General features: G+C 73.6%; 12 protein-coding genes. 8 read left to right on the plus strand and 4 right to left on the minus strand.

Annotated features, from left to right (window positions below):
• Window positions 1-32: 32 nt before the first annotated feature.
• A complete protein-coding gene (locus BS72_RS32155) occupies window positions 33-650 on the minus strand; it encodes an STAS domain-containing protein (RefSeq protein ID WP_051950899.1) in 618 nt (205 codons plus the stop codon).
• 136 nt (window positions 651-786) lie between these two features.
• Here BS72_RS32155 and BS72_RS10180 point away from each other — a divergent pair, with 136 nt between their 5' ends.
• Window positions 787-1,182 (plus strand): helix-turn-helix transcriptional regulator, encoded by a 396-nt coding sequence (locus BS72_RS10180; protein WP_078901200.1) that lies wholly within the window; start codon window positions 787-789, stop codon window positions 1,180-1,182.
• A gap of 60 nt (window positions 1,183-1,242) precedes the next feature.
• Here BS72_RS10180 and BS72_RS10185 read toward each other — a convergent pair whose 3' ends face one another.
• The 3 genes from BS72_RS10185 to BS72_RS10195 all read right to left on the minus strand — a co-directional run bounded on the left by BS72_RS10185 (window position 1,243) and on the right by BS72_RS10195 (window position 11,452).
• A complete protein-coding gene (locus BS72_RS10185) occupies window positions 1,243-3,714 on the minus strand; it encodes an FUSC family protein (protein ID WP_051950900.1) in 2,472 nt (823 codons plus the stop codon).
• Window positions 3,715-3,953: 239 nt separating this feature from the next.
• Window positions 3,954-7,958, minus strand: coding sequence for an Ig-like domain-containing protein (locus tag BS72_RS32160; RefSeq protein WP_051950901.1), 4,005 nt, complete (start codon window positions 7,956-7,958; stop codon window positions 3,954-3,956).
• A 53-nt stretch (window positions 7,959-8,011) separates the two neighbouring features.
• Window positions 8,012-11,452, minus strand: coding sequence for a beta-galactosidase (locus tag BS72_RS10195; RefSeq protein ID WP_322942184.1), 3,441 nt, complete (start codon window positions 11,450-11,452; stop codon window positions 8,012-8,014).
• 854 nt (window positions 11,453-12,306) lie between these two features.
• Between BS72_RS10195 and BS72_RS10200 the strand changes: the two genes are divergently transcribed.
• From BS72_RS10200 to BS72_RS10235, 7 genes are all read left to right on the plus strand, one after another.
• On the plus strand, window positions 12,307-13,461 hold the full coding sequence (locus BS72_RS10200) for a radical SAM protein (protein WP_232792312.1): 1,155 nt from the start codon (window positions 12,307-12,309) through the stop codon (window positions 13,459-13,461).
• 190 nt (window positions 13,462-13,651) lie between these two features.
• Window positions 13,652-15,265 carry a flavin-containing monooxygenase gene (locus BS72_RS10205; RefSeq protein ID WP_051950902.1) on the plus strand — a complete coding sequence of 538 codons (1,614 nt, stop codon included), beginning with the start codon at window positions 13,652-13,654 and terminating at the stop codon, window positions 15,263-15,265.
• A gap of 169 nt (window positions 15,266-15,434) precedes the next feature.
• Window positions 15,435-16,712, plus strand: coding sequence for a sugar efflux transporter (locus tag BS72_RS38020; protein ID WP_063836018.1), 1,278 nt, complete (start codon window positions 15,435-15,437; stop codon window positions 16,710-16,712).
• A complete protein-coding gene (locus tag BS72_RS35350; RefSeq protein ID WP_232792360.1) occupies window positions 16,639-18,222 on the plus strand; it encodes a PIG-L family deacetylase in 1,584 nt (527 codons plus the stop codon). Before BS72_RS38020 ends, BS72_RS35350 begins: the two co-directional genes overlap by 74 nt.
• Window positions 18,223-18,311: 89 nt before the next feature.
• A complete protein-coding gene (locus BS72_RS10225; protein ID WP_037908812.1) occupies window positions 18,312-20,909 on the plus strand; it encodes a glycoside hydrolase family 3 protein in 2,598 nt (865 codons plus the stop codon).
• A 156-nt stretch (window positions 20,910-21,065) separates the two neighbouring features.
• Window positions 21,066-22,028, plus strand: coding sequence for a prolipoprotein diacylglyceryl transferase (gene lgt, locus BS72_RS10230; protein ID WP_051950903.1), 963 nt, complete (start codon window positions 21,066-21,068; stop codon window positions 22,026-22,028).
• A 314-nt stretch (window positions 22,029-22,342) separates the two neighbouring features.
• A complete protein-coding gene (locus tag BS72_RS10235) occupies window positions 22,343-23,671 on the plus strand; it encodes an extracellular solute-binding protein (RefSeq protein WP_051950904.1) in 1,329 nt (442 codons plus the stop codon).
• Window positions 23,672-23,712 lie beyond the last annotated feature (41 nt).

Below are 23,712 nucleotides of genomic sequence, written 5' to 3' on the forward strand. Positions count from 1 at the left end.
GCCCGGCGGCGGTGCCGGCAGGGCTGTCTCGGTCAGGCGGGCCGCAGGCCGGTCCGGGCCTGCGCGGGGACGGCGGCGGTCGGCGCGTCCGGCATGAGGAGGCCGGCCGTGCCGGTGAGGGCGAAGAGGCGGACGGCGGCCGGGGCGGCGGCGGTCACCGTGAAGGCGGTGCCCCGGGAGCGGGCGAGGGAGCGCACCCGCAGCAGGCAGTTGAGGCCGGAGCAGTCCAGGAAGGACACGTCGCTGAGGTCCACGTCGAGCGCGTCGGCCCGGCGGACCGCGTCGGACAGCGCGGCCTCAAGGGTGCCCGCCCCCGCCATGTCGGCCTCGCCGAGGACGTGCGCGCGCAGCCGGCCGCGGCCGCCCCTCAGCCGTACCGTCAGTGGAGCCCACAGATCGCACACCGTGCCGGCTTCCCCCTCGTCCGCGTCGGAGTCGTCGAGCCCGGCGGAGCCGTCGGGCCCGTGAGGTCCCCCGGATGCCTCGGGCCCCTCGGAGCCGGCGGGTCCGGCAGATACGTCAGGTCCGTCGGGCCCGGGAAACAGGTCGAACTCGTCGTGGCGGCCCGGCACCGGATCGGTGCCGCCGCCGACCGCCCCGGCGGTGACCGCGGGGGTGCCGGGGCCGGGCCGCGCCGCGTCGATGGACATGCTGCCGCCCTCGCGTTCTCTCCCGCCGTACCCGCGTTGCGTCCAGCATGGCCGGTCGTTCTGATACCCGTCAAGGTATACACGAATTCGCGTTCGCCTATCGGTTCGGGCGGAGGCGAACTCGTACGATGGGCCCATGGAAGAAGCCGCGCCGACCCGCACCAGTTGGACGTTCCTCACCAACCACGCGCGCGTGCTCGCCGCCATCGCCCGGGACCCCGGTACACGGGTGCGGGACATCGCCGCCGGCTGCCTGCTGACCGAGCGCGCGGTGCAGAAGATCATCGCCGACCTGGAGACGGCGGGCTATCTCACCCACCGCCGCACCGGCCGCACCAACTTCTACACCGTCGCCCCCGGCACGCCGCTGCGGCACCCGGCCGACGCCGGCCCGACCGTCGGCGACCTGCTGACCGTCCTCACCCTGCGGCCGCAGGAGCGGACCGCCCCGGGCTCCGACCCGGCCCCCTCGGAAGCCGTGGGGCCGGCCGGCCGGCTCGGTGCCGACCTCCCCGGAGAAGCCGCGCACTGACGGTCCGGCCGCCGGGCCCACCGCTCTCCCCGGCCCGGGCGCGGGGCCTCGGCCAGGGCGTCAGCCGCTGTGCACGGGGTCCGGCCGGCCTCTTCGCGGCAGCCGGGGCCGCGCCGCCGTGCGGCGCTGCCGTTCGGCGACGGCCGCCGCCGGGCCCGCCACCGCCGCCTCCAGCCGCCATCCGACGTCCAGGTGGTCGGCGGTCCACACCATCCGGATCGCGGTGGCCGTGCCGTGGCCGTCGCCGCCGGTGAGGTCGCGTCCGACCGCCTCCGTCAGGCGCGCCTGCACCGCCTCCTCCCGCTCCGGCGGCTCCGGAACGGGGCCGCCGTCGCCCATCGCCCGCGCCGCCCGCTGGTACCAGCCGCACACCCGGGCGGCCGTGGCCAGCAGCTCCACCCGCGCCGCCGTACGGTCGCCGGCCGCCCCGCCGTCCTCCGGCTGCCACAGGGCGAGCACCGCGTCGGCGGTCTGCCGCAGCACCGCCACCGCCGTCACCAGCGCCGCCACGTCCGCCAGCGGCAGGTGCTTGGTGCCGCGTTCGGCCAGGAAGCCGCGGAAGGCGTCGTCCAGCCGCCGGGCCGCCGCCGCGGCCGCCCGCCGCTCCCCGTCCGGCGCGGCCGTCCCCGGCGCCGCCGGGTCGCACCGGCTCACCCCGAACTCCACCGCCCGGCGCAGGTAGCGGGCGCTGTCGCCGACCGCCTCCGACAGCGCCCGGCTCAGCGCCGCGCCCGCCCCGCGCGGCCAGAACACCGCACCGACGCACAGGCTCACCGCACAGCCGATCGCCACGTCCTCGAACCGCACCAGCCCGATCGACCAGCCGGACGGCGCGATGATGGTGAAGAGGATCAGCAGCACCGCGGTGAAGCCCGCCTGCCCGGCGGCGAAGGAGATCGCCGCCGGCGCCAGCCCGGAGAAGACCAGCGCCAGCGGAAGCAGCACCCACAGCACCGTCGTCTCCGAACCGACCGCGGCGACCAGCCCGCCGCCGACGGCGATGCCGACCGCCGTGCCCACCAGCGCGCGCAGCGCGTTCTGCCCGGTCAGCAGCGCGCTGGAACGCAGCACCGACAGGGTGCCGAAGGCGACCCAGAAGGAGTGCTCCACCCCGGTCAGCTCGGCCACCAGCACCGCGGCGCCCAGCGCCAGGGCCCCGCGCAGGCTGTTGCGGAACCACACCGAGTGGGTCCGCGCGTGCGCCCCGGCCCGCTCCTGCGCCGTCGCCAGCGGGGACTCGGCCCGGTCCGCCCCGGCCGGGCGGCGGCCCAGCGCCCGCCGCCACCACGGCCGCTCCCGGGCGGCCCCGGCCAGGTCGACGTTGGCGGCGATCGCCGAGACGGCGCCGGCCGTCTCCTGCGCCCGGAAGCCCGGTTCCAGCGAGCTGACGAACCCCGCGACACCCGGCGCCCGCCGTGCCGCGGCCCCCGCCGGACCGTCGGCCGTCCCGTCCCCCGTGTCGCCGGCCCTCCCGTCCGTCGTCGCGTCGGTCGTCCCGTCGGTCGTCCCGTCGGTCGCGTCGCCTGGCGTGTCGCCGCTCGCCGACGCGGGGACGGGGGCGTAGGGGGCCGACGTGACGCTCTCCTCCATGGCCGCGCGGGCCGCCGCCAGCGCCGCCGCCTCCCGGCGGTAGCCGGCCGGGTCCCGCACCGCCGACTCCAGCCGGCGGGCCGTCCCCTCCAGCAGGTCGGCCGAGGCGAACTTCACCCCGCACACCGAGGCGTCCACGCGGGCGGCCGGCAGCTCCGGCGGGGTGCGGGCCAGGATCGCCTCCAGCCACACCACCTCGTCCACCAGTCGCACCAGCGCCCGCGCCTCGGTGCTGAGCCCGGTCGGGCGGTAGGGCGTGGCGAAGAACGAGGTGCGCAGGTCCCGGGCGGCAGCCGCCGCGTCGGCGGCCGGCCCGGCGAGATCGGCCCGGGCCGAGGGGTTCCAGCCGCACGCCACGCCGCCCGCCTCGGCCCGCAGCCGGCGGGCCAGCATCGCGCAGGCCCGGGCGGTCGCCGCGCGCAGCGGCTCGCGGCCCGGCGCCGGCCACAACCACACCACCCCCAGCACCGACGCGGCGCCGGCCATGCCGTAGCCCGCCAGCCGGTCCGGGATGCTGCCCGCCGGGGCCGGCAGCGACACCGACAGCACCAGTACGGTCAGCAGGGCGGTGGCGGCGCCGGCCAGCACCGAGCTGACCGCGCCGGAGAAGAGCACCCCGAAGGCGACCACCGCCGTCAGCACGGTCGCCGACCACGTCGACCGAGAGGCCAGTGTGCCGAGGCAGACCAGGACGACCCCGGCCAGCACCAGGCAGCCCTGGGCGGTGGCGCGGTCCCGCAGCGGACCGCCGAAGTCGACGAAGAGCAGCAGCGAGATCGAGCCGAAGGCGGCGAAGAGCGCGGTCGTGGGGTTGCCGACCGCGTGGACGCCGACCGCGAAGAGGGCGGGTGTGATGACGCCGGCGCGGCAGGCGCGGCGCAGGGCCACCCAGCCCGCGTCGCGTTCGCGGACCGCGCGGAGCCAGCGTGCGACGATCCCCACGGGAGACCCCTCGACCCCTCGACCTTGGCCCTCGACCCTTGACCCTTCGGCTCACTGAGCTGCCAGCATGCCATCGGAGCCGCACCGCCGCAGATCGGCGCCGGCCCGGACGGACGGAGCAGCCGCCGGGGCGGGCCCAGCCCGCCCGGCCCCGTACGCGCGCGGCGCGGGACCCCGCCGGGTCCCGCGCCGCTTCGTACTCCGCCGTCCTCCCCGGACGGCTCAGGCATGTCCCATGCCTACGAGACGGTGACCACCACCTTCGCGGTGGGCGCCGCCGTGCCCGTCGGGTCCTGGGCGGTCGCCGTCAGGGTGTGGGCGCCGGCGGCCAGCGGGGCGGCGGCGGTGCAGCTCCAGGCGCCGTCGTCGCCGGCGGTGGCGGTGCACACGGTGGTGGTGCCGTCGGCCACCGTCACGGTGGCGTCCGGCTCGGCGGTGCCGGACAGCGCCGGCGAGGCCGCCACGGTCGCGCCCGCGGCGGGCGCGGTGACGGCGACGGCCGGGGCGAAGTCGGTGGCGTTCGGCACGCCGTCACCGCTGAGCTTCACCGCGACGCTGTGGACGGTGATCTGGCCGTTGCCGTTGCGCAGCCGGAAGTCCGCGGCGGAGTGCTGCTGGCCGCCGAAGTAGACGTCCGAGGCGGAGACCGTCGCGGTCTTCCAGGTGTTGGTGCCGGTCAGCGAGATGGTGCCGGCCTGCTTGTACGGGTCGGAGCCGCCGTCGTCGTACTGCACGGCGAACGATCCGTTGCCCTGGTCGTAGTAGGAGACGGTGAACGTCGCCGCGTAGTCGCCGGCGTGGGCCACGGAGTCGTCGACGTCGAAGTAGATGTTGCTGTTCGTGCTGGTCCGCGCGGACCGGCCGGCGACGACCGAGGCCGTTGTCGGGCCGTCGAAGCCGCTGGAGGGCGTCTCGTCCTCGCTCATGCCGTAGGCGTGGTTGTCCGCGCCGAGGACCGCGCCGACCACGGCGGTGCCCGGCGGCAGGTCGGAGGCGTCGAAGGAGACCGCCGCCGAGGCGGGACCGGTCAGGCCGGAGGGGTCGGTGGCCGTCGCGGTGAGCGCCTGCTTGCCGGCCGTGAAGCCGCCGGAGGGCGCGCAGCTCCAGGCGCCGGAGTCGTCCGCGGTGGCCGTGCACAGCGTGCTCTGGCCCTCGGCCACGGTGACCGCGGCGTCCGGCAGCGCGGTGCCCGTGACGGACGAGGCGAGCTTGACGGTGGAGCCGCCGCGCGGCGTGGTGATCTGCGGCGCGGGCGGGAACTGCTGCCCGCCGGACACCCACGCCCCGGTGACGGTGACCGCCGCGCTGTGCACGCTGAACGGTGCGGACGAGTGCAGCCGCAGGTCCGCGCCGGCGTTCTCGCTGTTCCCGAAGTACGCGCCGTTGGCGGCGATTTCGGCCTTCTGCCAGGTGCCGGTGTTGTGCAGGGTGATGGATCCGGCGGTGTGGTAGGCGTCCTTGGCGCCGGCGTCGTACTGGACGAGGATGGAGCCGGTTCCCGCGTCCAGGTAGGACACGTCCATTGTGGAGTTGTAACTGCCCGTCGCAGCAGTGGAGTTGTCGATGTCGAAGTACATGTCGCTGCCGCCGGAGCTGGTTCCGGTGGTGCGGGCGGTGCGCCCGGCCTTGTCCCCGGCGGTGGTGACCGCCCCGGTGGAGCCGGTGAAGTCGACCTGGGTCAGGCCGTGGTCGCCGCCGGCGGCGCCCAGCACGGTGCCCACGGTGGCGGTGCCGTTCGGCTTCGCGGTGGCGTCCAGGCCGAGCTGGACGTTGCCCAGGTGCTTGGCGGCGGTGGGCGCGGTGCCGGACACGGCGGCGTAGGCGAGCTTGCCGGTGGGCGCGGAGACCCGCTGCACCAGGTAGGTGCCGCCCTTGCTGACGGGCACGGAGAGGACCGAGGCGTTGCTGGCGCGCAGCACGGTGTGCCCGGTGCGGCCGTCCACCACCTCGACCTGCTGGCCCGGCCAGGGGTTCTCCACCAGCTGGTCGCCGTTGGCCCCGGACTCGATCGCGGCGGTCGTCAACTGCCCGCCCTGGACCTGGACGTCGACCTTGCCGCCGTGCTGGATGTACACGGTGCCGGCGCCGTTCCAGTCGCTCGGCCAGGCCGGGGCGAAGCGGATGATGCCGTCGTAGTCCTGCGCGAGCGCCTCGTCGACCGCCGTGGCCGCGCTGGACTCCTGCTCGATGTAGGGCTCATAGCCGACCGAACTGCCCAGGTCGGCGAAGCCGTTGGGGTAGACCTGGTGGCTCTCGGTGATCGAGACCAGGTCGCTGCGCACCTGGTCGGCGTTCTTCAGCCGGGCCGCGTCGATGGCGTCCAGCGACCAGTCGTTGCCGCCCTTGTTGGGCCGGTTCGCGTAGGAGCGCTGCTCCAGGGAGAACAGGTTGGGGTCCTGGTCGCTGACCGTGTTCCACGGGAACAGCGGCTCCAGCTCGATGTTCTCGCCGTTGCGCCGCTCGGCGGCCGGCTCGTACGAGATCCCGATCATGTCGGTGCCGGTGGCGTCCGCGGCCTGCGTCTGCGCCTGGCTGTAGTCGGGGTTGAGCAGCTTGGTGCGGGTGGCCTGGTCCGTGCGCGGGTAGGGCGGGATCTCCGTCTCCGCCTTCGCCACCTTGCTCACCAGGCCCGCGTCGGCGCCGCGCGCGGTGCCCAGCACCTTGGCGGCCTGCCCGATGATCGGGAACACCGCCTGGTCCAGGGCGATGTCGGTGGTCGGGTCCTGCACGGCCCACTGTGTCTCGTGCGCGTTGGCGACGGCGTGCAGCAGCCCGTCCGTGCCGATGGTCTGGTAGGCGAGCTGGAACTTGACGGCCGCCTTGATGAACGGCCAGTACCGCTTCAGCGCGGCCTTGTCGCCGGTCGCCTGGTACTGCTCCCACATGTAGAGGGCGACCTCGGGGCCGCTGGAGATGTCCAGCGCGTTCCAGTTGGGGCTGCCCGGCTCACTGCAGGAGCCGTTCTCGCCGACCCCCGGGGAGATGCCGTTGCCGTTGAAGCGCATGGTCTCCGGCAGGCAGATGCCCGGCAGCCCGCCCATCTGCTGCTTCGTCCACGCCTTGGTGTCGGGCAGGTCCTTGGCGTACATGTCGAAGATCGGCGTGTTCAACTGGTAGTTGCCGCTGCTCATGTTGGCGGCGATCTCGGCGCGCAGGTTCCAGAGCCAGTACGCCGACGGCGTCCACGTCTGGGTGTCCTTGTCCCACGAGAACATGTCGGCCTCGCCGGCCTGGCTGCCGGGGTAGATCCCCGCCTTCATCGACGCCGCCTCCTCGTAGAGGTACAGCGTGCGCAGGTTCTCGACGTAGTCCGCGCTGCCGTCGGCGGAGTCCATGGCGACCAGCCCGGAGTCCGACCAGAACCGCTGCCACCAGCGGTCCTGCGGCTTCAGCAGGGACTTCTCGGACGCGGAGGCGTCCTGTCCGATGAGCTTGGAGGCGGTGCGGGCCGGGGTCTTCTGGGCGGTGCCGCCGTTCCAGGCGGGCGAGCCGACGACGACGCGGAAGGAGCCGTCCCGGTTGGGCTTGAAGGCCACCTTGACCTGGGTGGGGCTCGCCACGGACGCGGTGACGTCCCGGCCGCCGGCGGTGAGGGCGGCCAGCGAGCCGAACGTCTTCCCGGTGCCGATCGGCGGCGCCTGGTCGGACCAGGTCTCCGCGAGGGTGGCGGTGGTGCCCGAGACGGCCGCGACGGGCTTGCGCGGGGACCACAGGCTGACCGTGGCGGTCTGCACGGTGTTCGGGTCGGCGCCGGAGACGTCCACGACCAGCTCGTCCTTGTCGCCGGCCACCCAGGCCTTGAGCGACATGCCGCCGCCGGACTCGCTCAGCACCCCGTCGGTGAGGTCCAGCCGGCCGGAGAAGTCGGCGGCGTGCGAGATCACCGACAGCCCCGGGATGGCCAGCTGGCCGGGGGACTTGCGGTCGGGCATGGTGTCGGAGCGGTTGAGCTGCGCGGTGAAGCCGTCCTGCGCCCAGGCGGCCACGCCCAGGGACCCGTTGCCCAGCGGCATCGACGCCGTCGGGTTGCTGTTCGGCGAGCCGAGCACCACGTCGGAGCGGCTGACCACGCCGGTCGGGTCGAGGTTGAACGTCCCCTTCTGCCAGGCGGTGGTCGGCCCGGCGGCGGCCGAGGCCGGCCCGGCGCCTGCCGCGGCGAGGCCGGAGACCGCCGCCAGCAGCGCGGACGAGATCACGAGGGCCCGCCGGAGCGGGCCTCTTCGGGAGTGGGTCGAGTTGTGCACGAAGCCCTCCAGGGCAGTACGACGACATCCGGCCGCGCCGTGGACGCGACCCCTCAGTGGTGCGGGTTGGTACTCCCCAGCGCGGGGTGGCGTTCGGCTCCCACGTGATGGGTAGTGCTCCGTAGTGCTCCGATGTATACGCCGGGTTGCGGGCGTGGCTCGGTGACGCGATGGGGAAAGGGGGGTGATGTGCCGCCTAACATCGGACGACTGCCGTTGTAGTTCATGGCCGGTGCCCGCGTAAAGACCTCGGTCGCAGCTGACTGTCCGTCAGGGGAGCGAGGTGGCGCGGCCCCGCGCCGCACGGGGCACGCACGACGCCTGCCGCCGGGCGGACCCGGCGGCGGGCGGTGGGTGGACGACCTGCGGAGGGGCCGTCCTGCGGGGGCGACCGGTGGAGGACCTGCCCGCGGAGGGGGCGGCCGCGGAGCGGGGACCCGCGGTGGGGCTTCGCGCGGCGCGGTGGCCGCGGGGGTGGCTTGCCCGCCGGCGGCCGCCTCAGTGGTGGGACGACTGGCGCCCCGGGCAGGCCACCCTCTCCAGCGGGACGCCGCCCGCCGCCGACCCGAGAAGGGTGAGGACGGGGAGCGGGGACCGGCCGGCGTGGTGCCGTCGGTGAGGACGGCGAGCGCGAGCGTGTTGCTCCCGCGCGGGTCGAGCAGGCCGGCCGGCAGCACGAAAGTGTGCTGCGGGCCCACGTCGTTGATGTACTGGCCCAGGTTCCAGCCGTTGACGAAGATCTGCGCCCGGTAGGCGCGGGACGGGTCGTCGGTGAGGGTCAGGCCGATGGAGGCGTCCGTCCCGGCGGGCACGTCCAGGTGGAACGAGGTGCGGTACCAGGCGACGCCCTGCCGGGTGTCGGAGTACGGCAGCGCGACCGGCCGCCACGAGCGGTCCTCGTGGTCCGGCAGGTGCCAGCCGGCCCGCTCGCCGTACAGGCCGCCGTTGTTGAGCGGCCCGCGTACCGGGTCGGAGCCGGCCGCGCCCTGGATGCGCCAGGTCGGCGCGGCGCCGTCCAGGGTGGCGGCGGTCAGGCCGCGGGCGGAGGTGAAGGCGTCGTTGGCGCCGCCGTCCTCGTCGTGCGCCATCCGCCGCACCAGCACGGCGACGGTGTGCGGGCCGTCGCCGCGCAGGTCCGCGGGCACGGTGAACGAGGCGGTGGCCGACCAGGTCCCGGTGGTGGCCTGGGCCGAGGTGGGCACCGGCAGCCGGTGGGTGCCGAGCGGGCGGCCGTCCCACCACGCCATCAGCAGGCCGGCCGTACCCGCCTGGTAGCCCAGGTCCAGCTGCTGCGCGCCGGGGCCCGCCACGGTGGAGCGGTACCAGACGTCGCCGTAGTGGAAGCCGTAGTCGTCGGCGAAGAGCACGGCGGGCTGGCCGGCCGGCAGCGCGGTGGTGCTGCGCGAGGAGGTGAGGTCGCAGGTGCGCCAGGCGCTGTCGTCGAACCCCGGCTCGGACTCCGGGTTCTCCGCCGCCCGCCGCCAGCCGGTGAGCGCCGGCAGCCGCACCGGCGCCGGGCCGGGCAGGTCCCGGACGGCGGTGAGCCCGCCGTCGACGCCGCGCGCGGCCACCGGGCGCCCGTTCCAGGTGAGTTGGCGGACCGTGCCGCCGGTCCAGGCGGTCAGTGGCGCGGGGGCGGTGGTGTCGCCGGTCAACCTCAGTTCGCCGCCGCGTAGTTCGGCGGTGCGCAGCAGCGCCGGACCGGCCACCAGCACGGGTCCGTCCGCCGTGGTGTACGGCCACAGGGTGGCGGCCGCGTCGTCGTCGGCGAGGAACAGCAGCAGCGGCGCGGCGCCGCCCGGCTCCTGCACGCGGACGCGGGTGAGGCCGTCGAGGACGGCGTTGATCCGCAGGGTGCCGGCGGCGGCGTCGTAGGAGGTCGCGGCGCTGCCGGACTCCACGGTGACCTCGGGGCGGGTACGGCTGAGCAGGACGGCCTCGACGGCGTCGCCGGGGCGGCCGGTGAGGACGGCGAGGTCCCGCGCGGTGCCGGTGGCCCGCCACATCGGCTGGGCGGTGGTCCACAGCAGCGCCCGGCGGCCGAGCGACAGGTCGGTGGCGACCACCTTCATGTCCTTGGCCGCCACGCTCAGGCTGCCCGACGACGGCACGGTGGCCGGGCCGGCGGAGGTGGACACCGGGAGCGTGCAACCGACCGCCGAGCCGGTGTCGTTGCGCAGGAAGTAGAGGTGCGAGCCGCGGTCGGCGTCGGTGAGGTGGTAGACGCGCACCGACGCGCTGCTCGCCGCCACCGGCTCGGCCGGGTCCATCTCGGCCAGGTCGGGGAAGGAGCCGAGCATCGAGCCGATCTGCTTCATCGGCGTGATCTTCGACGTGAGGTTGCGGGCCTCGTCGATGGCCGCGCCGTAGTCGTAGGAGGTGTAGACGACGGGGGCGGGCAGCCAGCCCCACGAGGTGCCGCCGAAGGTCATGTAGACGTTGTGGACGCTGATGCCGTTGGCGAGGTTGGTGAGGTAGAAGCGGCGCTCGTACCCGGCGTCGCGGGAGGTCCGGGCGCCGGCGTAGCCCTGCCCGGCGAACTCCGCGCCGCCCCAGCAGTCGAACCAGCCGCCGCCGAACTCGGCCATGAAGCCGGGGGTTGCGGGGCTCGCCGTGGAGCCGCCCTTGGCGCCGCCGGTGCCCCAGAAGCCCCAGTCCGGCGGGGTGCTGGTGGGGGAGGGGTAGCCGTCGAAGGCGTAGAGGTAACGGCCCTCCTCGCCGCCGGTGTCGAACGAGCCCGGCACCCAGTAGCCGTTGCGGCCCTTGTCGTTGTGGAACAGGGGGACGTCGATGCCGTCGGCTCGCACCTTCGCGTACAGGTGCGCCATGTACTCCTGGCCCGTGGCGCTGGTGGTGAACGACGCGTACTCGTTCTCCAGTTGGTAGAGGAGCACGGTGCCGCCGCTGCGCGTCCACTGGCGCGGCGCGATCACCGCGTCCACCGCGGTCAGCCACTCGTCCACGTGGGCCATGTAGGTCGGGTCGTCGGTCCTGGCCCGGCCCGGCGTGGTGGTCAGCCAGCCGGGGTAACCGCCGGCGTCCACCTCGGCGTTGATGTACGGGCCGGGCCGGGCGATCACGAACAGGCCCGCCTCGGCGGCCAGGTCGAGGAACCGGCCGAGGTCGCGGACGCCGGTGAAGTCGTAGCGGCCGGGCGCGGGCGAGTGGTAGTTCCAGGCGACGTAGATACTGACGGCGTTGTAGCCGCCGGCGCGCATCTTCTGCAGCACGTCCCGCCACAGCGAAGGGCTCGGCAGCCGGAACGGGTGCATCTCGCCCGACCACAGGGGCACGCGCCGGCCGTCCACCAGCACCGAGTGGTGGTCGAACGCCACGGTGTGCCCGGGCCCGGCGCCGGCGCCGGGCCCGGAGGTGTCGGAGGCCCCGGCCGCGCGGTTCCCGGGTGCCGCGGCCTGGGCCGCCGCCGCGGGCAGGGCCAGGCTCAGGGCCGCGGTGCCGGTGAACGCCGAGAAGGCGCGGCGGGTCAGCTCCAAGGGGATCTCCTTGTTTTCATCTGGTCGTTTCCGGTCGTTTCTGGTCGCTTATGAGCGGTGAAATCGGATCAAAGCGGGATGAAACTCTCGTCCCCTCGCGTCGGGACAAGGCTGCCCCAGGCTGGTGAGGTGCGGCAAGACCCGTGCGCACACCCGTCCTGGCGCCTTCTCCGCGACTGTCTGACTTCTTATCGCCAGGGGAGCGTGGAGGAACCGAAGCCGGGAGGGCGGCTTCGGCCGGTCCGGTGTGGAGAAGGTTAAAAAACGTGTAAACGGATGACCGTGGGGGGTCGCGGCCGCGTCCGGGTCAAACTGCCTGCTCCATGGCCTCCGTGGCGCGCGTGACGGGCGGGCGCCCTGGTGCACGGCAGGGTCGCGGTGCTACTGATGTGTCTTCAACTTTCGTACGGGGAAGGAGTTTTTCAGGGGTTGACGGAAGCGATCCGGCCAAGAAGGATGGGAGCGCTCCCAGCGGGCGGGTGCGGGACCCGCGACTGCTGGCCGAGTACTCCCGTTACTTCCGTGAACGTGAACCGCCGATGAGCCCGTCGGCACGCCGGCAGGGGACTCCGCTCCGCACTCGGTGCCCTCCGCCGGCCGACCAGCGGGTGCGACACCCGCCTCTTCCGCCGTCTTCACCGTCCCACCGCTTGCCCTCACACCGTCCTTGCGCCGCACCGGCGGCAGCTCCGCCGTGCGCGGTTTCCCGCCTCCGCCGGCGCGCTCCGGCCCCTCCTCACGGCGGGGACCGACCGACAAGGGACCGTCAGACAGGAGTCATCGCCATGTCCGTGCGCCCGACCGACGCACCCGCAGCAGCAGACCCCGCAGACGACACAGAATCCGCACACCCCGTGTCCGACCCGCCCGCCGCGGCGGGCTCCCGCGGCACCCGGCTGGGCACCAGCAGGGTGGCGGACAACCTGGACCTGGTCGGGAAGATCTACCAGAAGTCCGCCTTCCCGGCGATCGAGGCCGTCGCCCGCGGCGAACGGCTGGCCACCCCCCAGGTCATCGACCTCGACCCGACGACGGTCTGCGACCTGGCCTGCCCCGAGTGCATCAGCTCCAACGTGCTGCACCACGGCCAGATCGGCAACGACCGGATCGTACGGCTGGCCGAGGAGCTCGTCGGCACCGGAGTGCGCGCGGTCATCCTCATCGGCGGCGGCGAGCCCCTGATGCACCGTTCGATAGGCAAGGTCATACGCACCCTGCACGGCGCCGGAATCCGGATCGGCCTGGTCACCAACGGCACCCAGATCCACCGCTACATCGACGAGCTGTCCGAGATGCTCTCGTGGGTGCGGGTGTCCGTGGACGCCGCCCGCGAGGACACCTACGCCGAGTTCCGCCCGGCCCGGGGCAAGCGCAGCGTCTTCCCGCAGGTCATCGAGAACATGCGGCTGCTCGCCGAGCGGCGCCAGGGACGGCTGGGCTACTCCTTCCTGCTGATGCAGCGCTTCGCCGCCGACGGCACGCTGGAGGTCTCCAACTACGACCAGGTGTACGAGGCCGGACGGCTCGCCAAGGACATCGGCTGCGACTACTTCGAGCTCAAGGCGATGCTCGACCAGGACCACTACACGGTCAACCAGGCCGGCGCCGACATCCAGCGGGTCGAGGAGCAGGTGGCGCGGCTCCAGGAGCTGGAGGACGACTCCTTCCGGCTGCTCAACTCCTCCAACTGGGAGGCCGTGCAGGTCGGCTCGGACCCGCACCAGCCCAAGGAGTACAGCGCCTGCGCCGTCGCCGAACTGCGCACCACGGTCACGCCCACCGGCGTCTACGTCTGCCCCTACCACCGGGGCAACAGCAAGGGCCTGCTGGGCGACATCCGCGACAGCTCCTTCGCCGACCTGTGGAAGAAGGCGGACACCACCGTCATCGACCCGCGGACCGACTGCCGGTTCCACTGCGCCCGGCACCGCACCAACGTGGAGATCGGACGGCTGGCCGCAGGCGGGACCCCCGCGCCGCTGGTCCCCGACTACGACCCGTTCATCTGACGGAGGCGGACCGCTCATGACGTCCGGCCCCGGCCACCCCCGGGAGCCGGCCGGCCGCTCCTGAGCGATCCCGCCCACCTGCCCCCCGCCGCCCTACCCGCCGCCCCCACCTCGCCGTCCGACCCCGCCGACCGGCAGCCACACCCAGCCGGCCGGCGGCGGGTCGGACGAGCCCGCCCCTAGGAGTGCCATGGAAATCGCCGTGATCGGTGCCGGCCCAGCCGGGCTGACCAGTGCCAAGCAGGCCCTGGAGCGCGGCCACCAGGTGGTGGTGTACGAACGGGAGGACGATCTCGGCGGCATCTGGAACCCGGCCGCCGGCGGGGCCTACGACAGTGTGCGGATGCAGAGCTCGGTGATGAGCTTCCCGTTCTCCGACTACCCGCCGCCGGCCGACACCGCCTTCCCCACCCAGGCCGAGGTGCACACGTATCTCACCGGCTACGCGCGCGAGTTCGGCGTGGCGCCGGCCACCCGGTACCGCCACACGGTCACCCGTGTCGTCAAGCGGGACGGCCGCTGGCAGGTCACCGCCCGCTGCGACGGGCAGGAGCGCACCGACACCTTCGACGCGGTGATGGTCGCCAGCGGCGAGCTGTGGGAGTCGCGCCGCCCGGAGTTCGTCCCCGACGGCTCGACCGGCGTGCAGGTGATCACCGCGAAGGACTACCGCGCGCCGCGCTCCTGCCGCGGGCAGCGGGTGCTGGTGATCGGCGGCGGCGTCAGCGGCGCCGACATCGCCGGCGAACTCGCCGCGGACGGCCGTGCCGTGGACTGGTCGGTGCGCCACCGCGCGCTGTTCCTGCCGCGGCGCTGCGGCGGCATCCTCAACGACGCGTTCTTCTCCTACATCGGCCGCGTCGCCGTCGAGGAGCTGCCCTACCAGGACTACCTCAAGCGGCTGGAGGAGGACCTCCCGCAGTACCTGACGACGTACCGCGAGTCCGGGCTGCTGCCCGAGGACGGCTTCCACGGCGCGATCCACGTCAACGACCGCATCGTCGAGGCCGTCCACTCCGGACGGGTCCAGGTCCGGCCGTCGTTCACCCGGTTCGACGAGGACGGCTCGGCCGTCTTCTCCGACGGTTCGCGGGAGCGCTACGACACCGTGGTGCTGTGCCTGGGCTACGGGCTGCCGGACTACCGCTTCCTGCCCGAGATGGACCGGCACGACCTGTACGAGCACTTCTTCTGGAGCGCCGACCCCACTCTCGCGATCATCAACACCCCGGTCGACACCGAGGCGTTCGGGACCGCCTGCCCGTACTTCGAGATGATCGCCGCGTGGGCGCTGCGGGTGTTCGACGGCACCGTGCAGCTGCCGCCGGCCGAGGAGCGGGCCGCCTGGTGCGCCCGGCACATGGCCCGCCTGGACGACCGCCGCTACTACGACTGCTGGCTGGAGACGGTGCGCCTGGGCCTCATAGCCGGTGTCCTGCCCGACCCGGCCCGGGACTTCGACGGCTACTGGCGCCTCATAGCCGGCCAGGTCGCGCCCGCCGGACTGCTCCCGGACGCGGCCCCCGTGCCGGCCGGCGTGCGCGACGACTGGTTCGACCTCACGGTGCTGCGGCACCGGGTGCTGGCCGGTCTGGACCCGCAGGCGCTGGCCGGCCTGGTCGCCGCCGGCCAGGTCACCGCCGAGGACGCGGCCGCGGCCCGCGCCGTGCCGGCCGACCGGGCCATCGCGCCGTGGCTGCCCTACCGGCAGCGCTCCGCGACCGTGTCCTTCTCGGGCAAGGAGATCGACGGCCCCTCGACCGCGGCGGCCGGCACCGGTCTGCCGACCGGGGCAGGCCGGTGAGCGCGGCCGGGGAGCAGGCCGCCGAGGGCTCGGCGGAGCAGGGCGGGCCGCCGTCCCCGGCCAGGACGCCCCCGGCCCGGACCCGGCCGCCGGGCTCCCGGCCCGGACCAGGCCGCCGCCGGGGCGCCGCCCCGGCGGGACGGCGGGCTGGCGGTCCCGCACCACGGCGATGCTCCGCGACACGCAGCTGACCTCGCTGGTGGGCACCACCGGCCTGATCGGCGTCGGCGGCGCGATGGTGACCACTTCGTCGTCGCTGTTCCTCTCCGACGCCATCAAGGCGACCCCGCTCATGGTCGGCTTCTTCTTCACCGGCCGCGCCCTGTCCGAGATCGTCTGCGAGATGGTCGTCGCGGTGATGTCGGACCGGATCGGCAACCGCCGGCCGCTGCTGGCGCTGTGCGCGCTGCTGTCCGGCCTCGGCGCGTTCAGCTTCTACTGCTTCCACAACTACTACGTCCTGTTCGCCGCGGTCTCGGTGCTGCTCGGCATCGGCAGCGCCTGCTTCTCCCAGCTCTTCGCCTTCACGCGTGAGTTCGCGGAGACCAGAGTGCTCAACGCGGTGTTCTTCAACGCCGCGCTGCGAGCGGTCACCTCCGTGGCGTGGATCGCCGGACCGCCACTGGCGTTCCTGCTGATCTCGCACAGCGGCTTCGACGCGCTGTTCCTCACCGCGACCGCCCTGTACCTGCTGGCCGCGCTCATCGCCTGGCGCGGCCTGCCCGACCTCGGCGTCGGCGACCGCCCCCCGCCGCAGGGCAACCCGTACCGGGGCATCGGGCGGCGGATGGGCCTGCTCATGGGCGCCGTGCTGCTGCTGATGGTGGTCAGCAGCATCTACCAGATCAACATCGCCCTGTACGTGACGAAGACGCTCCACCTGGCGACCGGGTTCACCGGCATCCTCATCGGCCTCGCGGCCGGCCTCGAAGTGCCCGTGATGCTCTACCTCGGCTCGCGCGCCGAACGCATCGGCAAGTGGCCCATGGTGATCTTCGCCGCCTGCTGCGCCACCCTCTTCTTCGCCCTGCTGCCGCTGGTCCACACCGCGTGGGGCCTGCTGCTGCTCCAACTGCCCAACGCCGCCTGGACGGCGGTGGTGATGAGCATCCCCGTCACCATCCTCCAGGACCACTTCACCGGCGAACGGGTCGGCCTGGCGTCCGCCCTGTACGCCAGCGCGTTCAAGACCGGCATCTTCGTCGGCGGTGCCGTGACTGGCGTCGTCACCGAATGGGCCGGGTACACCGATGTGTTCTGGGTCTGCGCCGCGCTCGCCGCGGCCGCGGCCGTGCTACTCGTCTGCGGGAGGAACGATGGAACCGACAGCTCAGTCAGCGGTGCCGGCGACGGAGCCGCTGTGCAGCGTGGTGGTGCCGACCTACAACAGGTCCGGACTGCTGCGCCACACGCTGGACTCGCTGACGAAGCAGACGCTGCCGGCTGAACAGTTCGAGGTCATCGTCGTCGACGACGGCTCCGGCGACGACACCCGCGCCACCGTCGCCGCGTTCGAGGACACCCTGCGCCTGACGTACCTCTTCCAGGAGGACCAGGGCTACCGGGTGGCCGCCGCCCGCAACCGCGGCCTGGACGCGGCGGCCGGCGCGGTCACCGTCTTCCTCGACTCCGGGGTGCTGCTCCACTCCGGGGCGCTCGCCGCGCACCTGGCCTCCCACCAGGCGGCCGACGGCCCGCTCGCGGTGTGCGGCTACGTCTACTGCTTCAACGAGGACAACGAGGACGCCGCCCAGATCGACGCGTTCATCGACATCACCGACCCCGACGGCAGCATCGGCCGACTGCGCGCGGAGAACCGCTGGCTGGACATCCGCGAGGAGTGGTACGAGAAGTACACCGACGACTTCGCCGACCTGCCCGCGCCCTGGCTGGTCTACTGGACCTGCAACGTCTCGGCCTCCACCGAACGGCTGCGCGAGATCGGCGGGTTCGACGAGAACTACCGCGCCTGGGGAGCGGAGGACGTCGACCTCGGCTACCGGCTGCACCGGGCCGGCAGTCGCTTCACGGTCAACCGCGACGCCTGCGCCATCCACGCGCCGCACCCCAAGAGCTACACCGAGAACATGCGCTCCGCCGCGGCCAACTACCGCTACTTCGCCGAGAAGTACGACACCCCCATCACGGCGCTGGTACCGGACAACCACTTCTTCGTCATCAACGACCTGATCCGCGAGCAGAACCTGCCCGGCTGCGCCGAGTACCTCGCCACCCCCGACCCGGACGCCGGGCGGGTGCTGGTCTTCTCCCCGCACCCGGACGACGAGACCATAGCCTGCGGCGGCGCCGTCGCCCGGCTGGCCGCCCGCGGCCACCGGGTCGGCGTGGTCTTCGCCACCGACGGCTCCCGGTCGCACTCCGCTGTCCTCGGCATCGACGACGACCCCACCCCCGAGGAGCTGGCCGTCATCCGCCACGGCGAGGCACTGGCCGCCACCGGCGCGCTCGGCGTGGCCGCCGAGGACGTGTCCTGGCTGGGCTACACCGACACCCTGCTCAGCGCCAGCGCCGAGAGTTACGGCGCCGACGTCGCCAAGCTGCTGGGCGAGTGGCGCGACGTCACCCGCGTCTACCTCCCGCACCCCGGACGGGAGCTGAACGCCGACCACCGCTGCACCGGCGAGATGGCCATCAAGGCGCTGGCCGAACTCGGCCTGGAACCCGAGGTGTTCCGGTACGTCGTCTGGGACGAGCGGACCGAGCGGGAGTTCGAGTTCGTCAACCGGGGGGAGGAGGCCGCCCCCGAGCCCGACGGCGAGCGCCTCGTCGTACGCGACATCGCACCCCAGGTCGCGCGGAAGCTGGACGCCCTGTCCCGGCACGCCACCCAGGTCAGCCTCTACTCGGCCAAGCAGCAGCGCACCGTGGTCCCCGCACCGTTCCTGGAGCGGCTGAACCACAGCACCACCGAGGAGTTCTGGACCGACGCGGACTGACCGCGGACCACCGCCTGCCGCCTGCCATCCGCCAACCGCCACCCGCCCCGCCGTTCCCGCCCGCCAGGCGTTCGCACCAGGAGACGACCGTGACCGATCTGGAGTACCTGTCCGAGTGGCCCGCAGTCGGCGGGTCCACCCGCCCCGACCCCGCCCTGGAGGAGCGGGTCGAGGCCGTCCTCGGGCAGATGACCCTTGAGGAGAAGGTCGGGCAGATGATCCAGCCCGAACTCGCCGAACTCACCCCCGAGGACGTCACCCGCTACAAGATCGGCTCCGCGCTCAACGGCGCGGGCATCTGGCCGGGCGGGAACCGGCACGCCACCCGGCAGCAGTGGATCGAGACCGTCGACGCGTACTGGCAGGCGGCCGAGGACGCCTACGCCGGCCGCGGCTTCCGCGTCCCCTTCCTGTGGGCCACCGACGCCGTGCACGGCAACAACAACGTCTACGGCGCCACGATCTTCCCGCACAACATCGGACTCGGCGCCGCCCGCGACGCCGGACTGCTGCGCCGCATCGGCGCCGCCACCGCCCGCGAGATCGCCGCCGCCGGCATGGACTGGACCTTCGCACCCACCGTGACCACCCCCCGCGACCGGCGCTGGGGCCGCTACTACGAGGGCTACGGCGAGGACCCGCGGATCGTCCACGGCTACGCCCCCGAGATGGTCCGCGGCATCCAGGACGACGACCCCGACGCCGGGGTGCTGTCCACCATCAAGCACTGGGTCGCCGACGGCGGCACCGACCAGGGCGGCGACCGCGGCACCGCCCGCGCCTCCGAGGACCTGCTGCGCAACGTGCACGCCGCCGGCTTCCTGTCCGGCATCGCGGCCGGCGCCGCCTCGGTGATGGTCTCCTTCAGCAGCTGGGAGAACGCCGCCAACTACGACCACAGCCCCGAGCAGGACCCGCCCTACAACCACAAGGTGCACGGCAGCCGGTTCCTGATCAACGACGTCCTCAAGGAGCGCGTCGGCTTCGACGGCATCGTCATCAGCGACTGGGACGCCCACTCCGAGGTCGCCGGCTGCTCCGCCGGCGACGCCGGGTACGCGATCAACGCCGGCATCGACGTGCTGATGGTGGCCGGCCGCGACGCCTGGCAGTCCGTGCACCGCAACGCCGTCGCGGACGTCCGCGCGGGCCGTATCCCCGCCGAGCGGGTCGACGACGCCGTCCGCCGCGTGCTGCGGGTCAAGATGCGGGCCGGCCTGTGGGAGCGCCCCCGCCCGGCCGAGCGGCCGCTGGCCGCGGGCGAGGGCAGCGGCCTGCTGGGCTGCGCCGAGCACCGGGAGCTGTCCCGGGAGGCGGTCCGCAAGTCGCTGGTGCTGCTCAAGCACGAGCCCGGCACCCTCCCGCTGCCCCGCGACGCGCGCGTCCTGGTCACCGGCAGCGGCGCCGACGACATCCGCAAGCTCGCCGGCGGCTGGACGCTGACCTGGCAGGGCGCCGACGTCACCCTCGACGACCTGCCGGGCGCCCGCACCGTGGCCGGCGCGGTCGCCGACGTGGTGGGCGCCGAGCGCACCACCGTCGACCCGGAGCTGGCCGAGGCCGACCCCGCCGCGTTCGACGTGGCCGTCGCCGTCATCGGCGAGGACTCCTACGCCGAGATGCGCGGCACCATCAAGCCCTGGGGCACCCTGGGCTACGCCGCCGCCAAGCGCGGCTACGCGCGCGACCTCGACGTGCTGCGCCGGCTGCGCGCCGCCGGAGTGAAGGTGGTCACCGTCTTCCTGTCCGGCCGGCCGATGTACACCACCGAGGAGATCACCCTCTCCGACGCGTTCGTCGCCGCGTGGCTGCCCGGCCCGGAGGCCGGCGGCATCACCGACCTGCTCTTCCGCCCCGCCGAGGGTGCCGCCGCCCACGACTTCCAGGGCCGGCTGGGCTTCTCCTGGCCCGCCACGCCCCGCTCGCACGCCGCCAACAGCATCCCGGCGCACATCCCCGGCTACCAGGTGCCCGAGCAGGAGCAGGAGCCGTCCGGCGAGCACACCCCGCTCTTCCCGTTCGGCTACGGCCTGACACTGGCCGCCACCAACGCACCCGAGGAGGGCGCGAAGGCCCCCGAGGGCACGGTCGACCCCGTTCGCGGCCCGCGCGGCATCCTCCCGCTGGACACCTGGACGGACCCGACACCCGTCCCGGCCGTGGACGGCCCGCTGCCCGTGCCGTGGCTGCCCGACGGCCCGTTCGACGTGCGGATCGGCGGCCACAACACGTGGTCGCGCCCGGTCATCCCCTTCGACGAGGCCACGGACCTGCTGGTGCTGCGCGCCGAGCCGGCCGGCACCGCCGAGCGCCCCGACGCCTTCGCGCTGCGCTTCAAGGGCTACCCGGCCTTCATCTACGCCCAGTACGCCTCCGGCGACCCCGCCGACCTGCGCGGCTACGCGGCGGCCGGCGGCCGGATCGAGTTCGACGTCCGCGTCGTCGACGTGCCCGACGGCCCCCTCTACCTGGCCTGCCACGACGACTACCCGGCCCAGCCCGGCGTCGACCTCGCGCCGCGGCTGGCCGCCCTCGAACCGGGGGAGTGGGTCCGGCTGTCCGTGCCCGTCCGGGAACTGGCCGACGCCGGCTCCGACCTCCAGCACGTCGACGTCCCGTTCATGCTCTACAGCGACCACAAGGCCGCCCTGGACATCGCCGCCGTGAACTGGACCACGGCCGAGTAGGCCGCACCGCGCGTAGGCCGCCCGCAATCGGCCCGCAATCGGCCCGCACTCCGTCCGTACCCCCCGCCCCGGCGCTCCCCCGCCGGGGCGGGGAGGGCCGCGGGGAAGGTGGATCTTGCCCGTCGGGGTCCGGGCGGCACTGGCTATGCTTGCGGCATGCTGCTCGCCGCGATTCCCTCACCCTCGGTGAGCGGTTTCCACATCGGTCCGCTGTTCATCCACTTCTACGCGCTGATGTACATCGTCGGCATCGCGCTGGCCGTGGCCATCGGCCGCCGCCGCTGGAAGGCCGCCGGGGGCGACCCCCTGCTGGTGGACGACATGGCCCTGTGGGGCGTGCCCTTCGGCATCCTCGGCGGGCGCCTCTACTTCGACGCCACCACGCCGGCCGACATCCCGCACAAGTGGTACGGCTGGCTTGCCGTGTGGGACGGCGGCCTGGGCATCTGGGGCGGTGTGCTGCTCGCCACCGTGGTGTGCGTGCTGGTGCTGCGCCGCAAGGGCGTGAGCGTCCTCACCATGATGGACGCCCTGGCGCCCTGCCTGCTGGTCGCGCAGGCGGTCGGCCGGATCGGCAACTACTTCAACCAGGAGCTCTTCGGCAAGCCCACCTCGCTGCCGTGGGGCCTGCGGATCGACGCCGACCACCGCCCGCCCGGTTTCACCGACCACGCCCTCTTCCAGCCGACCTTCCTCTACGAACTTCTCTGGGACCTGGCCCTCGCGGCGCTGCTCATCTGGCTCGGACGGCGCGGGAAGGTCCGCTCCGGCGGCCTGTTCGCGCTGTACGTGGCCGGCTACTCGGCGTTCCGCATCATCGAGGAGTCGATGCGGATCGACTATTCGCAGCACTTCCTCGGCCTGCGCCTGAACTTCTACATCGCCGCCGGCTGCACCCTCGCCGGCCTGGTCTGGTTCGCGGTGCTCCAGCGCCGCGCGCCGAGCCCGGCTGCCGCGGTGCCCGCGCCGGCTGCCGAGCCGGTGGGGTCGGAGGCATCGGAGGCACCGGAGGGGCGCCGCGAGGCCGCATGTGCGGACGCCGACATCGATGACGCCGAGGGCGCCGCGGCCCCCGCGGAGGCTGACGGGGCGGAGGAGCCGGCCACGCAGGGCCGCTGAGCCCCAGCAAGCAGGACCGAAAAGCGGAAGCGGGACGCCTACGGGCGTCCCGCTTCCGCTTTTCGGGCTGCCCAGGCTCCACCGCGCCCCTCGTTCCCCGCGCCGCCCCTCGTCGGTCGACGGGACACGGCCGAGCGCACGCGCCGACAGGTGGTGGGTTTCCGTAACCCCACTGTTACCGGCCGTGCCGTTGACCGACATGATCGCGAGCCCCTACTTTCGCTTTCGGAGTCGAAGTCGCAACTTTCGGCCGTCCCTTGCCCGGTGAACAGCGGAGCCACGCACCCGGTGGCCCCGGAGGAGCGTGGTCCCAGATGAAGCGTGCTCTGCCTCTCAGATCGGCGACGGCCGTCGCGGTCGCCGCGGTCCTCGTGGGGGCCACGGCCGGCTGCGGCGGCAGCGGCGGCAGTGGCGGTGGCGGCGGGCACGCGGACCGAGCCGGCCGGGTCACCGTCTGGTCGCTCAAGGACACGGCGCTGAACCCGCTGCAGGCGAAGTCCGTCAGGACCTACAACGCGGCCGGCCCCAAGTCCCAGGCGACGCTGGCGACCTTCGAGAACGACCCCTACAAGGCGAAGCTCGCATCCTCCCTCGGGACGGCCGCCACCCCGGACGTCTTCCTGAACTGGGGCGGCGGCAACCTCGCCGACTACGTCGAGGCCGGCCGCGTCGCCGACCTCTCCGGCGAACTCGACGCCACGTTCCGGGACGAGTTCCTGCACAGCGTGCTGGCCGCCGGCACGGTCGGCGGGAACGTCTACGGCATACCGATGCAGGGGGTCCAGCCCGTCGCCCTGTTCTTCAACAAGGACGTCTTCGCCCAGGCCGGGATCGGAGCCGCGCCCGCGACGTGGCAGGAACTGCTCGACGACATCGACGCGTTGAAGGCCGCGGGCGTCACGCCCATCGCGCTGGCCGGCTCGCAGTCCTGGACCGAGCTGATGTGGATGGAGTACCTGCTGGACCGGGTCGGCGGCCCCGGTGTCTTCGCCGCGATCCAGGCCGGCAAGGCCGGGGCCTGGGACGACCCGGCCGTCACGGCGGCACTGCGCATGATCCGCGAGCTCGTCGACCGGGGCGCCTTCGGCACTGACTACGGCTCGGTCGGCCAGGACTCCGGCGGCGCCGACGCGCTGCTGTCCAAGGGGCGGGCCGGCATGGAGCTGATGGGCTCCTGGGAGTACGCCTCGCAGCTCGCGAGCGCGCCGGGCTTCGTCAAGGGCGGCAAGCTCGGCTGGAGCACCTTCCCGACGGTGCCGGGAGGCAAGGGCGACCCGAAGGACGTCGTGGGAAACCCGTCGGACTTCTTCTCCGTGGCGGCCGGTTCCGGGCACCTCGCGGACGCGGCCGACTTCATCAGCAAGACGGTCACCCAGCCCTCCTACGTCACCGGTCTGATCTCCATCGGCCAGGTCCCGGCCGTCGCCGGCATCGAGGACCAGCTCACGTCCGGCCCCAACGCGAGCTACACCACCTTCGTCTACGAAATGGTCGAGCACGCCCCGTCGTTCACCCAGTCCTGGGACCAGGCGCTCTCCCCGGCGACCGGGCAGGCCATGCTGGCCGCTCTCCAGAAGGTCTTCAACGGCACGTCGACGACCAGGGAGTTCGTCTCGACCATGGACGCCCTGCACGCCAGGTAGACCCTGGCCGCGCCGCGCCTGCTTGCCGCGCGTCCTCCCCG

The sequence above is a fragment of the Actinacidiphila yeochonensis CN732 genome (assembly GCF_000745345.1).
In the GTDB taxonomy this organism is placed as follows: domain Bacteria; phylum Actinomycetota; class Actinomycetes; order Streptomycetales; family Streptomycetaceae; genus Actinacidiphila; species Actinacidiphila yeochonensis.

Excerpts from the sequence above, each read along its gene's own strand:
- BS72_RS32155 (WP_051950899.1), bottom strand. The coding sequence starts at position 650 with ATGTCCATCGACGCGGCGCGGCCCGGCCCCGGCACCCCCGCGGTCACC.
- BS72_RS10235 (WP_051950904.1), top strand. The coding sequence starts at position 22,343 with ATGAAGCGTGCTCTGCCTCTCAGATCGGCGACGGCCGTCGCGGTCGCC.
- BS72_RS10205 (WP_051950902.1), top strand. The coding sequence starts at position 13,652 with ATGGAAATCGCCGTGATCGGTGCCGGCCCAGCCGGGCTGACCAGTGCC.
- BS72_RS10180 (WP_078901200.1), top strand. The coding sequence starts at position 787 with ATGGAAGAAGCCGCGCCGACCCGCACCAGTTGGACGTTCCTCACCAAC.
- lgt (WP_051950903.1), top strand. The coding sequence starts at position 21,066 with ATGCTGCTCGCCGCGATTCCCTCACCCTCGGTGAGCGGTTTCCACATC.
- BS72_RS38020 (WP_063836018.1), top strand. The coding sequence starts at position 15,435 with ATGCTCCGCGACACGCAGCTGACCTCGCTGGTGGGCACCACCGGCCTG.